A 15,950-nucleotide genomic window follows, 5' to 3' on the forward strand; every position below is an offset into this window, starting at 1 on the left:
AGGACGCAACAGATTCTTAACATAACCCCCATCCAGGAACTTTTCAAGCTCAAAACCAAACTTTTTTACAACTTTTCTCCTGAAAAACCGGGGTGCATCGCCCGGCAGTCACGCGGGGACATTCCGGTATGGCGCCGGAAAAAGCGCGAAAAATAAAACTCATTGCAGAATCCCAATTCAGCAGCCGTCTCTTTCACCGACAATCGGTTGCGCAACAGCAGATGTTCCGCCCGACGGCAGAGTTCCGAAGCCAGAAACTCTTTCAAGGTACGCCCGAAATCACGTTTGAACTCACGACTCAAACGATCGTAGGAACGTCCTGCCGCCGTCGCCAGATCCGCGGCACTGCTGCGTGCGGTCGCTTTCCCGCGCACAAACTCCAGGAGCGCGCCGTAACGCTCTTTCAACCGATTTCTCCACGTCCAGTCCAGCGTCACTTCCGAAGCAAGTACGCCAAGCAGACCACAGATGAACTGTTCCAGCCGGAAAAATGTCTCCCAACCCGGAGCTGCCGCAGATAAACGGGCAGCCGTCTCCATCGTTCCGGAATCCAGGACAAATTCCCTGCAGCGTTCATTCCCCGCAAACAGGTCCACCCCCGGCAGCGCTTCCAGTTGAAAATGAAAACTGAAAAATCGAAAGCCCTCCGGAAAATCAAATTCCAGATCCAGCTCCGGAGGCATGAAATATCCGTATCCGCTCCGCAGGCGCAGAAACTCTCCGCCCGTGTGGTTCACAAGCCCCCCCTCCCCTGCTCGAATGAGAAAAAGACGGTTGCAGCGGTAGGTGTTGCGGCCGTGCCAGACGAAATCGGCCTCCCCGAATTCCGTGAAGTTCCAACTCACGTCCCGAAACAGCCCGGTCAGTTCATCGTGTCGCGCCAATCCCATAAAAAGATATGTTTTCCCCGAAATTGTCCATTCCAAAATCAACGAATCCACCATAAATTATCAGCAGTACCACAAAAATCAACCGGGAGGATCACATGTATTACGACAAAAATCATCGTTCCGCCATCTCATTCCCGCTCGGAGGAATCGGCACTGGCTGCATCGGGCTCGACGGATCGGGGCACCTCGTCGACTGGGAGATCGAAAATCATCCGAACAAGGAGAGTTCCAACCGGTACAGCCACTTCGCCGTCAAAGCCGAGGCCGACGGCAGCGTTCTCGACGCCCGCATCCTGAATGGCGACATGACTCCGCCTTACATGGGGCACACCTGTCCCGCCGAAGCCGCCGCCCATGCCGGATACTGCGGCTTCGGTTACGGCGCAAAAGCCGATCTGCTTCCGGGATTGCCGCACTTCTCCGAGACGGAATTCTCCGGCGAATTCCCGGTGGTTGCAATGCAGTTCAAAGATCCGAGGTTTCCCGGCGAAATCACGTTGCGCGCATTCAACCCGTTCATCCCGCTGAACTCGTTCGACTCGTCGCTGCCCGGAGCGCTTTTCGAGTTCACCGTTCGCAACAACTCCCGGAAAACCATCACTTACACGCTGGCCGGATCGCTGAGCGCCACACCCGGCAAATTCCGATCCCGGTGGAATCAGGACCAGTTGACCATGAAATCCGAAGAACCGCCGGAATCGGTCCGTTACGGCGAACTCTCCCTGGCGGCGGCGGGCGGAGACTCCATCTCCGGGCAGGCCAGCTGGTACCGCGGCACCTGGCGCGATGACCTCAACATGTTCTGGAACGACTTCTGTCGGCCCGGCTCATTCAAAAACCGCTCATTCGATTCCCCGGGAGAACGCGAAACCGGCACTGTCGCCCCGCGCTTTGAAGTTGCGCCGGGGGAAAGCCGCACCGTGGTTTTCGCCCTTGCCTGGTTTTTCCCCAACCGGGCCAACGACTGGAATCCCGGCGAGTACGCCGGCGTCACGTGGCGCAACTGGTATGCCACGCAGTTCCCCGGAGCGGAAGATGTTGCAGCTTATCTGCTTGAAAACTTTCCTCGTCTGCGCGACGAGACGTTCCGATTCCGCTCGGCGCTGTTCGACTCGACGCTGCCGCCGGAGGTGATCGATGCGGTCTCCGCCAACCTCTCGACCCTGAAATCTCCAACCTGTCTGCGGCTCGAAAACGGTGAATTCTATGCGTTCGAGGGGTGCCAGAGCCTTGAGGGAAGCTGCGAGGGATCGTGCACGCACGTCTGGAATTACGCCTATGCACTTCCTTATCTTTTCCCGGATCTCGAACGCTCCATGCGCGAACTCGATTTCACGTACAACTTCCGTGAGGACGGCGGGCTCGGATTCCGGCTGCAACTCCCGCTCGGCCGCAAACCATCCGCTTTCCGGCCGTGTGTCGACGGGCAGATGGGCGGCGTCATCAAAACCTGCCGCGAATGGAAAATCTGCGGAGACACCGCATGGCTGAGGCGGTGGTATCCCGCCGTCAAACGTTCGCTCGAATATGCCTGGAGCCCCGCCAACCCGGATCGCTGGGATCCGGAACAGTCCGGCGTCATCACCGGACGCCAGCACCATACGCTCGATGTCGAACTGTTCGGCGCAAATTCCTGGCTCACCGGTTTTTATCTTGCCGCGTTGAAAGCCGGGGCGGAGATGGCAGACGCACTCGGCGAAACCGCGGACGCCGAACTCTACCGCTCCATCTTTGAGCGCGGCAGAAAACGGGTCGACGCAGAGCTCTTCAACGGGGAATACTTCATCCAGAAAATCGATCTCGCAGACCGGTCGCTGCTCACCCCCTTCGAGGGAGCGGACGCCTACTACTGGAACGACGAATCGCATGAAATCAAATATCAGATCGGGAACGGCTGTCTCATCGATCAGGTCCTCGCTCAATGGCATGCGGATCTCATCGGACTCGGCGACATCTTCGAGCCCGCCCGTGTCGCTTCGGCACTGCTCGCAATCCATCGCTGGAACTTTCAGCCGACACTGCGGAACTATGCGAATTTCTGGCGCGTCTTCGGGCTCAACGACGAGGCGGGAACCGTCATCTGCAGCTGGCCGCATGGAGACATGCCCGCGATTCCGGTCCCGTATGCGACCGAAACCATGCACGGATTCGAGTATCAGGCGGCCTGTCACCTGATTCTGCGCGGATTCCAGGAACAGGGCCTCGAAATGGTGCGCGCCGTACGCGACCGGTATGATGGCCTCCGGCGCAATCCATGGAACGAGATCGAGTGCGGCAGCAACTACGCACGGTCGATGGCCAGTTTCGCACTGCTCGCGGCATTCAGCGGCTTCCGGTGCGATCTCGCGGCCGGAAAGATCCGGTTCTCCCCCCTCCCCGGCGAGGGAAACGAGTTTCGCTGCTTCTGGAGCACCGGAACCGGCTGGGGCGTCTATCGCCGCCGCGGCAGCTGCGACGAAATCGAGATTCTCTCCGGATCACTCCAACTCAAACGCCTCGAACTCGACCACGTCGAACACATATCGACGGTGCTGATCGGGAATCAGCCCGTCGCGTGGACGCAGGAAAACGAGGCGATCCGCTTTGAAACGGAAGTGACTGTCACACCGGGACACACGCTCCGTCTCTCCCGGGAAGCGTGATCCCGCGCCGAATTTCGACTACATCCATTCGCCGGCCGCCTGAAAATCATCACGGGCGCCGGCGTTTCGGCGAAACCAGTTGCGGGGAGCGGTCTGCAGTTGGATCTTCTCCTCATGCGACTTGCCGGAACGCAGAAATTTCACAGTGATTTCCGACTCCGGCTCAGCCGAATAAACCCGGCTCTGAACGTCTCCGGGCCCGTCGACCGGTTCGCCTCCGAGCTCGAGGATCACATCGCCGCGGCGCAGAATCCCCGCCGCAGGAGAGTCACGGAAAATCTGTGAAACTCCGACACCGTGTTCAACGTCAAGTTGTTTGCGAAGTTTACGCGAAAGCGGTTCAAGCACTACGCCGAGCCACGGACGGCGCACCTGTCCGTGCTCAATCATCTCTTCGGCCACATGCTGCGCGAGATCCGCGCTGATCGCAAAACTGATGCCGACACTCCCGCCCGACGGCGAAAAAATAAAGTCATTCACCCCGATCACTTCGCCGGCCAGATTCAACAGCGGTCCGCCCGAGTTGCCCGGATTGATCGACGCATCGGTCTGGATGTAACTCTCATGCAGATTCACCCCCACGCCGCGACGTTTCATCCCGGAAACCACACCGACCGTCACCGAACGGCTCAGGCTGAACGGCGCGCCGATCGCGATCGCCCAGTGCCCGATTTTCACCCGGTCGATCTCCGCGAACTTCAGCGTCTCGAACTTTCTGCCGCTGCCGGCAATCTTGAGCAGCGCGAGATCCGACGGCGGATCCACCCCCACCACTTTCGCCTGAAACTCCGCGCCGTCATTCGTCGTCACGTAAAACGAATCCTGGTCGCGAACCACGTGAAAATTGGTCAGAATATATCCGTCCTCGCGAATGAAAAATCCCGATCCCTGACCGGTCGGGACATCACGGTATTCGATCCGGCTGCGGTAATAGTCCACCGGAGAAACAACTCCGACCCGTTTCTGGGCGGTGATCAGGACCACCGCGGGCATCGACTTCTCGACCGTGGCGGCAAACGCATCCTGCAGATTCGAGGCCGCCGCATGCGCCTCCCCGCGAGCCCGCAGTTCCGCCTCGGGTGTCGGCGCCGGCGGGGGCGGCTCCGCAGTCGCACTCTCAGGGAATCCCCCTGCTATGCCGAGCGTCACAAGCACTCCGGCACAAGCCGCGAAAAACACGGCGAACAACAACAGCTTATCTCTCATATTCACCTCCAGTTGAAATTTCACCATACAATGTCCGGAATGAAAAATCAACCCTGAGGAGGCCAAAAAGATGCGTTTTTCCGTAACTGCCTAGCTCCGTCGTCCGCGGAGAACCGGCCAGTCGGCTGTCCGGAAACAGACATTCGCCCTGCGCACAAGCGTCACGGCATCGTCTCCGAACTCCAGCTGGATATGCCACTGGAACGGCGTCTCGTAACAACACGCCAGCAGTTCAAACTCCCGATCGGAAATCCGGCGCACACTGGCCGCGACCCGGCGCGGCTGCGCCTCACGCCACGTGAGAAGATTGTCCGCCTGAAAGCCGAATCCGGCACGCAGCGTTTCGCCGTCGAGGGAAAGTTCCACGTGATCCCCCAGGGAAGCGAATGAGAGTTCCTTGAACTGCAAATCGTTCGCTTCCAGGTGATAAATCCGTCTCGGAAGTTCCGCTCCCGCGGAAGTGAACACCGGCATCGCCCACGCCGCAAGTTCCTGCCGCAGCGCGGATTCCTCCTCCGCCGCCGGAGGCAGTGCCGAGTTCTGAGCCGCCGGAAGAACGAAATCCCACACCAGATCGAGAATCTGCTGCATGTTGCGCAGTCCGGAAGTGATCGCGATCGCAATCCCCTGCTCCGGCATCGCGATCGCGTACTGCCCGAATGCGCCGTCGCCGCGGAACGCATTGTGGCGGCAGCGCCAGAACTGAAACCCGTAACCGACTTTCCAGTCGGGCTGATCGTTCATCGAATTGTCCGACTGAATGCTCGTGGCCTGAGCAAGATACTCCGCCGGAATGACCTGACGCCCGTCGCGCCGCCCGCCGTCGAGCAGACACTGGGCGAACGAGGCGATCTCCTCCGTCGTGAGGTTGAATCCCCAGCCGCCGGTTTCAATCCCCTGCGGCGAAAGCTCCCACAGCCGCGGAGCGATGCCGAGCGGCTCGAACAATCTCGGACGCAGATAGTCGCACAGTGACTCTTTTGTCGCACGCACAACCGCGGCGGAAAGCATGTAACTCGCACCGGAGTTGTAGCAGAAGTGCGTCCCCGGCTCGTATACGGGCGTCGTGCGGAAAAATGCCCGCTCCCAATCCGGCGCGTGCTGCATATCGGCCATCGTGCAGTGATCGTGACCGGAGGTCATCGACAGCAGATGGCGGATCCGCATCGTCTCAAACTTCGGATCATAGCACTCCGGCAGCTTGTCGCGAAACAGATCGACCAGCCGGGCATCGAGAGAGAGTTTCCCCTCCGCGCAGGCGAACCCCACCGCGCAGGAGGTGAAACTTTTGCTGAGCGAAAACAGCATGTGCGGCGTCTCCGGCCCGTAGGGCTTTTTCCACCCCTCGGCAACCACCCGGCCGTGGCGCATGACCATGACGCTGTGCACGGAGTCAAGTCCGCGAAGCGCCTCCGCAAATTTCCGGAGCGCCGTCGAGGAGATCCCCTCGGCTTCGGGCATCGAACGCGGCAGAATCTGCATTTTCGTTCCCCCGTCTCTTCTCAGTTGTAGGTCTTCCGCAGGAAATTGACCGTGAGAGCCTGCCGGATCGCGGCAACATCGGTCTGCCCTTTCGGACGGAAAATGAGCGTCTTCGCCTCTCCGGGCAGGAGCGAGAGCGAGTTGTCGCTGAAAATCCCGGGGATTCCCGGCGTGTCGAGCGTGACGAAAAATGCGGGTTTGTCGGTCGACAGCGCAACTTCAAACGTTCCATCCCCGACGGCCGACACCCCGATTTTCACCGAAGCATGGCGGAACGCACAGCGCTTGAACACCTCGAAGAAGAAACTGTTCTCGTGAACCGGAACCGTTTCCCCCGCGCATTCGGTCGTCGTGACGAGCTCCATGAAACTCTCCTCCGGATCGATCGCCGCGAAATCGGCGGGACGGAACGTCTTGATGCATTTGCTCTCGCCCGGCTTGAGCGATGCCGAAAATCCAAACCGCTTGAGCAGATTCCCGTCGAAATCAAAAACCGCAGCGGCAACCGTCACCCGGCATTTCTGCCTCAGGTCACTCACGACGTAGAGCCGGATCATCCCGTCCGCCGGATCGCGGTAGGCAACGCCGATGACCGGCGCGTAAAACCGTTTCGCATGATAATGGAGCTGCTTCCACTTGCCGCCGTACTCGATGCTCGACCACGAAGCCACCGGCCAGTTGTCGTTCAACTGCCAGTAGAGCGTCCCCATGCAGCGCGGTTTCAGCGTGCGCCAGAACTCCACGCCGGTCTTGATCGCCAGCGCCTGCTGCACCTGCGAGAGGTAAAGAAAATCCCCGAAACTCTCCGGCATGCGGAAGTAACGACCGAACATGCCGATGATCGGCGCGTTGCCGCGCACGCACTTCTGGTGGTGATCCATCACCGGGGAGAAAACATTGCGCTGATCAGGCGGACAGAACTTCTCGACCGTCTCGAGCGACGGGAACGACTGATAACCGAATTCCGAACAGAACCGGGGACGCACCGTGTAATACGCGCTGAAATCCCGGCTGCCGTGCCATACCTCCCAGTAGTGCATGTCGCCGCAGGAGTCGTCATGCCAGCCGTCGTTGAAGTTGTTCGGGCCGCCGCACGGCGAACTCGGCCAGAACATCCGGTCCGGATCGAGTTCCGCGACTTTGCGCTTGAGTTCGCGGTTCAGCCGGTCGTAATTCACGAGATAGGTCTGGCACTTGTCCTGGTCGTACCAGCGCGTGGCGCCGATGACCTCGTTGTCGCCGCACCAGATCGCGAGCGAAGCGTGGTGTTTGAGCCTGCGGATCTGGAAATCGAGTTCATCCATCACATTCGCAATGAATTCGTCTGTCGACGGATAAAGGCTGCACGAGAACATCATATCCTGCCAGACCATCAGCCCCTTGCGGTCGCAGAGCGTGTAGAAGATCTCCTTTTCATACTGACCGCCGCCCCAGACGCGCAGCATATTCATCCCCGCGAGCCGGGCCGATTCCAACAGATCCTCATAGGCCGCATCGGTCTGGCGCGACGGGAAAGCATCGCACGGAATCCAGTCCGCCCCCTTGCAGAACACGTCGAACCCGTTGACCCGGAAGCGCATCGAGACCCCGAATTCATCGGGTTCATTCACCACCTCGATCGTCCGCAGCCCGATCTCTTTCGTGACCGACTGCCGGGAGGTCGATACGGTCAACGCATAGAGCGCCTGCTCGCCGAGTCCGTTCGGCCACCAGAGCCGGGGAGAAGCGACATCGAACTTCATGCGCACGAGATTCCGCCCCGCCTTGAGTGCGGCAGTCACGCCGCGCTCCTCGCCGTTGAACCGGAAAGCGACCGGCATCCGGCACGGTTTTTCCGCGAAAATCTCCGCCACGGCAGTCACGCCGACAAAGTTTTGTTCATGTTTCTGCTCGGTCCAGACCGCGTCGATGCGCCCTCCGTCGACTCCGGTCAGCGTCAGCGGAACATAGACCCCGCTCACCAGCAGCGTAAGCCCCCAGTCCCAGCCGCCATGGCAGTGCGCCTTGCGGACCAGATTCAGATTCGGGACCTTGCAGCAGCCGTTCATCGGAATCGGGAACGGCATTGTCGCGGCGGCTTTCTTCGCCTCAAGTTCCGCGGATTTAAACCGGATTTCAATCGTGTTGACTCCGGGATGCAGCAGAGATTTCACCTCGGGGCGCGCGCAGGAAAACATATTCTCCATGGTGACGACCCGCCGCCCGTTGATCCGGATCGTCGCGAACGTGTCGACCATCTCGCAGTTCAGATAGACATACCGGCATTCGAGCAGACCGGCCGGCAACTCGAAATCACGCGAAAAAATCCACTCGAACCGGCGGAACTCCTGCACGAAATTCTCATTCCGGCCGAAATGCGGATCGGGAATCATCCCCGCCGAAAGCAGTGCCGTATAGTTGTCTCCGGGGAGCGTTGCCGGGATCGTCTTTTCCCCCCATTCCGGAGTTCCGAGCCGCCACTCTCCACTCAAATCGATCATCGTCGAATCCATATTCTCTTTCCTTCCGCAGGTTTCTGCATGGTTTCCGGTATTCGCGTACAATATATTGAGAAAAAATGATTATTCAAGACGTTCCGGACCGGATTAAAGGAAACAAAATGTAAATTTATGCAAAAAATGTAAATTCACTTGCATTTCAGCCGTGTCGGGATTATGTTTTCTGCGGAGGGGGAATCATGCGTTCGACGTTGAAACAGATTGCCGAAGCGACCGGCTATTCGATCGCGACGGTATCGCGCGCACTGAACGGCTCGTCGAAAATCACAGCCGAGACCAAACGGGCGGTGCTGGCTCAGGCGCGACGCTGCGGTTACCGGATCGAATGCCGCAGCGTCGCACTCATCGTGCCGCATTTTCAGTTCGACGGCTACTTCGGCGGCGTGCTGCGGCTGCTGGCGGCGGAACTTTCGCGCCAGGGCTTCACCATCGAGGTGATCAGTTCGGAGAATCTCGGGGTGCTTGAGGAACACCCGTTCTGCGGAGCGATCTCGATCATGGCGCAGAACGGATTGGAACGCTACTGGGGAGACCGGCATGCGATACCGCTGGTCTGCATCAATACCCGCCCGCGTCATCTCGACGGAATCTATACGGCCGCCTCGAACGATGAACAGGGAGTCCGGCTCGCGGTCGAACACCTGACCCGGCTCGGGCATCGCCGCATCGGCAGATTCGGAGCGGTCACGAGCTTTCACGACCCGACCAACTGGAACAGTACGAACCGGGAACAGGCGTTCCGCCGGATGCTCGCGGAACGGGGACTCGAACCGGAACTCTACGCCTCGAGCTCCGGCGAGGCCGCCTCGACGCTCGAAGCGCTCAAGTCGCTGCTCGCCCGCGGAGTCACGGCGATCGTCACGGTCAACGAGGGATTTGAACTCGAGACGCTGCATGCGCTGGAACTGCTTTCCGTCCGGGTGCCGGAGGAGGTCTCCGTGCTCTCCTGGACGCAACCGAATCCGGCCGGATACCTGAAACCGACGCTCTCGGGAATCGAACAGAATTTTCCGGAACTCATCCGCGCCGGCTGCGAAATGTTCCGGTCGCTGCTCGCGGGCGACCCGGTCGGAGACACCCTCGTCGACTACCGGCTCACTCCCCGCGCCAGCACGGCACGATGCGGAGGGTGACGGGAGATGAAGAAGATCAAATGGAACTCCGTTCCGACGGTGTTTTTCTGCGGGGCGGTTCTCGGGGCGGCGGCATTCCTCCTCGGATTCGGATGGAGAGTGCTCGATCCGCAGCGGATCGGATGGCTGCTCAACCGGGGCGACCCGACGCAGCATTTCCTCGGCTGGACCGCGTTCCGGATCTCGCCGTGGAAATTTCCGCTGTGCCTGACAGATATGCTTTCGTTTCCCTATGACGCCTCGATCGTCTTCACGGATTCGATTCCGCTTTTCGCCCTGCCGTTCAAACTGTTCCGAATTTTTCTGCCGGAGCAGTTCCAGTATTTCGGTTTTTTCGGGCTGTGCTGTTTTCTGCTGCAGGGCGGATTTGCGGCACTTCTGGTGCGCAGATTCACCAACCGGCTGCTGCCGTGTCTGCTCGGAGCGCTGTTTTTTCTCTTTGTTCCCGCGCTTTTCTTCCGCATGTTCTACCATACGTCGCTCGCGGCGCAGTGGACGATCCTCGCGGGGATGGCGATCTGGCTCTATTCCAGGCCGGGCAGTTCGCTGTACAGGATACTCTTCCAGTGGATTCTGCTCGGCTGCGTCACGATTGCGATCCATCCGTTTCTCGCGGCGATGGTCTGCGGGCTGTTCGTCGGGCAGATGGCGCAAATCGCCGTGCACGACCGCAAGGTGCGGCAGGCTCTGGCGGGTATTGCGGTCTACGCTCTCGTCCTCGCCGTGTTCTTCTTTGTCATCGGCGGCTTCCACGGAGTCAGCGAGGGCGCGGGAAAATTCGGATCGTTCAGTGCGAATCTGAACACGTTTTACAACCCGATGCAGTCGAATACTCTCCTCAAACAGCAGCCGGTTCTCCAGGGGCAGTACGAGGGGCAGGCGTTTCTCGGGGCGGGGATGCTTGTGACGGTTCTGTTTGCGCTGTTTTTGAGGATCACCCGGAGACATTCCGCTTTCCGGCGACTTGCGCCCCGGGGATTCCTCCCGCCGTTTCTGGCGGTTTGCGCGATATTTTTTCTCTACGCGCTCTCGATCAAAGTCACCTGGAACGACGAAGTGCTCTTTACGCTTCCGGTGCCGGAATTCGTCATCCATCTCTGCAACATTTTCCGCGCGTCGGGGCGGTTCATGTGGGTGCCGATGTACGCGCTCATGCTCTTCGCAATCGGGATCGTCCTGCGCGAAACGCCTCCCCGGCGGCGGGTTGCGGTGCTGCTGGTCGTTCTGATGCTGCAGGGATTTGATCTTTATCCGATGGTCCGGGAGAGTTTTGAACGCTTCCGGGATCCCGCGGTTGATCCGATTCCCGATCCGGCCCGGGCGCAATTCATGAAAGCTCTGCCGGATAAAATCCGTCTCTTCGCGTTTGTTCAGGGCTCGGAATACGATGCGCTCGAACCCGGATATTTCCTCCTGAAAAACGGAATCCCGCTCAGCGACTTCTACTTCTCGCGACCCGAACCGCGGACGCAGACGACCCGGCGGGAGATCCGCAGGATGCTCGACGAAAACCGCAGACTGCCGGATCACGTGCTCTATCTCTTCCGGGCGCGCCATCTGGTCGGTCGCAGCGGGCTTTTCTGTTATGAATTCGGCGACGGGATGATCGCCGGCAGCACAGTACCGGTTCCCGGCTTCACTCCACTGCCTCCCGCGCCGGATGCGGAAAGCATCTTCGTTCCGGCCGTGCGGCTCGAGCCGGAACAGCCGCGTGTCCGTTTCGACCTGTCTCCCGGAGAGAAGACCGGTACGACCGGCATTCCACTCCGGGCCGGTCATTACCGTTTCATCGTCCGCGGCATAAATCCGGGCAGCCTCCGGGCTGAGATCGACGATATGGAGATTCCGCTCAAGTCTGCCGATTCCGGCGCGGCCGAGGGGGAATTCACGCTTTCGGTTTCTCATCCGGAAGCGGAGCTCCGGCTGCAGGCCGCGGATCACCCGGTGTCGCTCTTTCAGATCGAATTGCGCCCGCTCCCCGACCGGAAAACGCGCGGGGAAATCAAAAAACAGGAATAATTCTCGATCAGCGGCTTGATTTTCCTCCACGGGCTTCTATACTGAAAAACAGAGTTCCCGAAAAAACAACAGAGAGGAGAAATGATGAGAGAAAAACACAATCTGCTGCGCGGAACGGTGCTGGGATTCGGAGTGCTGCTTGCTGCAGCGAGCTTTTTCACCGCGGTGAAACTGAACGCCGGGTCCCCCTCGCCGAAAACATCGGAAGTGACGAAATCCGCCGGAGCGCTCTGGCATGAGAATTTCGAGGAAGCCGCCGCCCTCGCGAAGCGGGAGAAAAAACCGATGCTGCTCTACTTCACCGGCTCCGACTGGTGCGGCTGGTGCAAGAAACTCCATGCGGAAGTTCTCGACCGGCCGGAATTCACCAAATGGGCCGCTGAGAACGTCATTCTGGTCAAACTGGATTTCCCCAGACGGAAAGAGCAGAGCGAAGAGATCAAAAAGCAGAATGAAGAGCTTGCCGGCAAATACCAGGTGCGGGGATTCCCGACCGTGATTCTGCTCAATTCGCGCGGACGGGAGATCGCCACGACCAGTTATCAGCCCGGCGGCGCGGCCGCGTATGTGACGCATCTGAAGTCTCTTCTCAAATAAGATCCATCGTTGCGGCTGCGTCTGCCCTGCGCGTACGAATCCAGTGTCTGCGGCAGGGGGAACGTGAGGGAATGGATTGACAAAAAACTTCCCGGCGGGGAATCCCCGTCGGGAAGTTCGTTTTTTTCTCTTAACGCCGATCCGGATCGAGACCGATCTGATCGAAGCCGTACTCATTTTCATCGATGGATTTGAGACCGAATTCATCGATTTTCCGCTTCGTCTCGGCGGAGAGTTTTTCGATCTCGCCGGAGACCCGGGTTGTGGGAGTTCCGGGCTTGACGGTCAGGACCGCCACGATCCGGCTCTTTTTAACCGTCTCGCTCTCCCCCGAAAAGAGCCACCCGAGCCCGGGGATATCCCCGAGAAACGGAACCTTGCTCACGCTGCGGACCAGGTCGGACTTCTCCAATCCTCCGATGTAGAAGACACTGCCCTTGTTGTTGACCTGCAGCGTTGTCGCCAGCTCGGTCCGGCTGGTGCGCGGAGTCCCGTCGCTGTGGAATCCGAGCAGATTCGTGTTCTCCATCGCAACCCGGACGATCGTCGACTCGCCGTAGACCTCCGGCAGAAGTTCCATCCGGAAACCGAACTCCGCGTTATTGGTTGTGCGCAGCCGGCTCTCTTTCACGGTCGTGACGGTGGTTTCACCGGGTTTGTTCGCAGTCAGCGTCAAAGGCTCGCTCTGTCCCGGAATCGAAATGGTGATCTCGGACGTATCGTTCACGGTTTCCGCAATCTGCGTCTCTCCATCACCGATGACGGGGAAACGGGTCACGCTCTCGATCGTGCCCACCGCCTTGTTCCAGACATTCAGCGTCCCGCTGGTCAACACTTTCGCCTTGCTCTTGCTGACGAGAAAGTCCAGATACTTCGCATTCCACTTCGGATTGAAGTTGATGTAGTTCACATGGGCGTCCTTGACCATTTCCGTCGCGTTGCCGATCGTTCCGATCAGCGGATCCCATCCGTTCAGATAGGTCGCTCCCGCGGCGAAGAGATCAGCGCCGGGCCCGTTCTTCCACGCCTGGAAATCGACTCCGAGATTGCCGTCGTTCTCGCTGTCGATCTCATAGATCGTGTAGGTGAACAGCGCTTCCGAAAGCGGCGTATCGTACTGCGCGAGCAGAGCTTCGATGTTCTTCTGAGAAATCGGCGTACAGAAGAACAGCAGTGCGTTCATGCCGTTGTCCGGTCGAACAGTGTCCACTCCGTCGAGTTCGACGGCGTCGTCGGCGTGCATGATTCCGACCTGTTCAATCAGTTTCGCCAGCGTCGTCGCATCGAAATATTTCGCGTAGTAGACGAAGAAGCGGCGTCCGGCCTGCGCGGAGAGATCGGGTCGATCCAGCATCTCCACGACCTGGTCGATGGTCATTCCGTTATCGAGTTTTTCAAAGCGGTACTGCTCCGCCGAGACGATCACCATTCCGGTGCCGTCGACATATTTGATCGCTTCGACTTTCGTCTCGTTCGTGTCGATCCGCCGGGACCGGATGGCCGACATCAGGTACGGCCGGATCTCGTAGGGATCGGCGTGCTTGAGTTTGTACACTTTCGTATAGACATACGGGTCGTTGTTCGTATTGATGAACGTGATTTCGTCGGTCGACTTGTCGATCGACACGTTCAGCTGCGGCTGAACCTGGGTCGGCAGCGCCGGCGGAGTCGGGATATCCACGGTTCCCGCACAGAGTTTCCCCGAAACGAGAAACGCGGCGAGAACACCCGATGTAAGTTTCGGATTGAAAACCATTTGAATCACTCCTTTCCTCATTCAGCCTTATTTTCTTTGTTCATTGCGGTCAATGTATCGATCATCTCGCCGGCGGCGGGAGTGGGAAGATTCTCCGTCTCAACCGGTTTGGCGGTCATGGTTACAAAGACTCTCAGTTTGCTGTCGACCTTGCTTTCCGAACCGAACAGATACTTCAGCACCGGAATGCTTCCGAGAAACGGCATGCCGATATACTGTTCGACCATCACATGCTTGTCGAATGCGCCGACGAGTTTCTCCACGCCGGTGTCGAGCGTCAGACTCCCGGAAAAGCGGTTGCTTTCGATCGAGGCGTTTCCGACATTGTCGACTTCCGCCAGGGAGTTGATCGTCAGACTCCAGTTGCTCATGAGAGTGAGTTTCCCCTCGGACGGATCGGCGGTGAAGTTGATGGACGGAGCGTAGAACTCGAATTCAAAACTCGACTCCGCCAGCGCACCGATCGCGATGGTCTGATTCTCATCTTTCACGATGTTCTGGAATTCCGGGGCAAACGTCAGCCGGAACACCCCTTCCCCGGTGTCGTTCGCCGCCGGATCGAAGCTGTTGATCAGCGTAAGCGATCCGGACGACGCGGTCCACGCCTTTCCTTTCTGTGCGAGCATCCGCAGAAAGGTTGCATCGATGTTCGGAGCAACCAGAATGCCGCCGATGCCGTTCACGGAATTCGGCAGGAAACCGAGAATGCTTTCAAACGCCTCCGGTCCGAGCGAATCGAAATCCGCATGCAGATCCGCGAAGTTGAATCCGGTCGAAAGCAGCTGCGCCCCGGGTCCGTTCTTCCAGGAGAGATAATCGATTCCGAGTTCACGGAAATCATTATCGCTGACGACGTAAACATCGAACTTCACCTCAAGCTGCGGGACCGGACGGTCGAGCGTTTTCAGCAAAGAGAGATACGCCTCCCCCTGGGATTTGGAACTCTTGAAATAGAACAGATTGCTCGGGCCATCGTAGAAAGACGCACCCTCCCCTCCCGCGGAGGTGAACACCTGTTCGAGCGCCTTGTACATCGTTTCGCTGCCGCGATGAACCGGTGCATAGACCCAGCGGCTGATGCCGTCACCCTCGATGCGCGCCCCGGATTCGTCGACTTTCGGGGATGGATAGTCGAGCGTGGCGATCATCTCGTCGACCCAGGGGAGAAACGTACTCCCGGTGGAGACGACGAGAAACTGTTTGCCGCCGCTGGAATAATCGACGCTCTGCACTCGTGACTGGCTGTCGAATCGTTTGACCGCTCCGCGCACAAACGGCATCAGGTCGTGAGCCCGGACATTTTTGAGTTCATAGACTTTGGTGGTCATGTAGTGCTGATTGCGATCCTCGTTGAATACGATGGTCCGCTGATTGCCCTCTTCCGCGCAGAGCAGCGCGGGCAGCGTGCACAACAGGGCCGCGAGCTTCCATGGGTTGATGCATTTCATTCGGCTACCTCCTGGTTTACGGGTTGACCCAATGGCGCCCGATGTCGGACGCCGCGGATATCAATGGTTGAGCAGGAAGAATGCCAACTTGTAAAAAACGGATGGTTTTCTGCATTTTCCCCCGGAAAACGGCGGCCCGGCTTCGGATTCCGCTCGAATTCAGGACGTTTCGTGCGACAAAATTGTGTAAGAAAAATCTCCGTTTAACAAAATTGTCCTCCCGCAAGCCGGACAGCTTCAATGGCTTATCCCGTACATTGCGGGAGGAGAGAGATACGG

The 15,950-nt window shown here is 58.7% G+C and carries 10 protein-coding genes; 4 read left to right on the forward strand and 6 right to left on the reverse strand.

What is annotated here, in order from left to right:
- Window positions 1–65 precede the first annotated feature (65 nt).
- Entirely contained in the window at window positions 66–890 is an 825-nt protein-coding gene (locus Q0J85_RS04800; protein WP_294478734.1) for an AraC family transcriptional regulator, read from the reverse strand.
- Window positions 891–985: 95 nt separating this feature from the next.
- On the opposite strand from Q0J85_RS04800, the gene Q0J85_RS04805 reads away from it, so the two are divergent.
- Window positions 986–3,532: a GH116 family glycosyl-hydrolase gene (locus Q0J85_RS04805; protein WP_294478737.1), complete on the forward strand. Its 2,547-nt coding sequence runs from the start codon at window positions 986–988 to the stop codon at window positions 3,530–3,532.
- A gap of 18 nt (window positions 3,533–3,550) precedes the next feature.
- On the opposite strand, the gene Q0J85_RS04810 is transcribed toward Q0J85_RS04805, so the two are convergent.
- The 3 genes from Q0J85_RS04810 to Q0J85_RS04820 form a co-directional block, all read right to left on the reverse strand.
- The gene (locus tag Q0J85_RS04810) at window positions 3,551–4,738 is read right to left on the reverse strand and encodes a trypsin-like peptidase domain-containing protein (RefSeq protein ID WP_294478740.1); all 1,188 of its coding nucleotides are present in this window, start codon (window positions 4,736–4,738) and stop codon (window positions 3,551–3,553) included.
- 90 nt (window positions 4,739–4,828) lie between these two features.
- Window positions 4,829–6,220, reverse strand: coding sequence for a serine hydrolase (locus Q0J85_RS04815; RefSeq protein WP_294478743.1), 1,392 nt, complete (start codon window positions 6,218–6,220; stop codon window positions 4,829–4,831).
- A gap of 20 nt (window positions 6,221–6,240) precedes the next feature.
- Window positions 6,241–8,712 carry a glycoside hydrolase family 2 protein gene (locus tag Q0J85_RS04820; protein WP_294478744.1) on the reverse strand — a complete coding sequence of 824 codons (2,472 nt, stop codon included), beginning with the start codon at window positions 8,710–8,712 and terminating at the stop codon, window positions 6,241–6,243.
- A 185-nt stretch (window positions 8,713–8,897) separates the two neighbouring features.
- Here Q0J85_RS04820 and Q0J85_RS04825 point away from each other — a divergent pair, with 185 nt between their 5' ends.
- From Q0J85_RS04825 to Q0J85_RS04835, 3 genes are all read left to right on the forward strand, one after another.
- Window positions 8,898–9,851 carry a LacI family DNA-binding transcriptional regulator gene (locus Q0J85_RS04825; protein WP_294478746.1) on the forward strand — a complete coding sequence of 318 codons (954 nt, stop codon included), beginning with the start codon at window positions 8,898–8,900 and terminating at the stop codon, window positions 9,849–9,851.
- Window positions 9,852–9,857: 6 nt separating this feature from the next.
- A complete protein-coding gene (locus tag Q0J85_RS04830) occupies window positions 9,858–11,870 on the forward strand; it encodes a DUF6311 domain-containing protein (RefSeq protein ID WP_294478749.1) in 2,013 nt (670 codons plus the stop codon).
- A gap of 81 nt (window positions 11,871–11,951) precedes the next feature.
- Complete coding sequence (locus tag Q0J85_RS04835; protein WP_294478752.1) at window positions 11,952–12,467, forward strand: thioredoxin family protein; 516 nt, start codon at window positions 11,952–11,954, stop codon at window positions 12,465–12,467.
- Between the two features lie 130 nt (window positions 12,468–12,597).
- On the opposite strand, the gene Q0J85_RS04840 is transcribed toward Q0J85_RS04835, so the two are convergent.
- Entirely contained in the window at window positions 12,598–14,223 is a 1,626-nt protein-coding gene (locus tag Q0J85_RS04840) for a hypothetical protein (protein WP_294478758.1), read from the reverse strand.
- 17 nt (window positions 14,224–14,240) lie between these two features.
- On the reverse strand, window positions 14,241–15,671 hold the full coding sequence (locus Q0J85_RS04845; protein ID WP_294478764.1) for a hypothetical protein: 1,431 nt from the start codon (window positions 15,669–15,671) through the stop codon (window positions 14,241–14,243).
- Window positions 15,672–15,950 lie beyond the last annotated feature (279 nt).

Source organism: uncultured Victivallis sp., from assembly GCA_944389935.1.
Taxonomy (GTDB): Bacteria; Verrucomicrobiota; Lentisphaeria; order Victivallales; family Victivallaceae; genus Victivallis.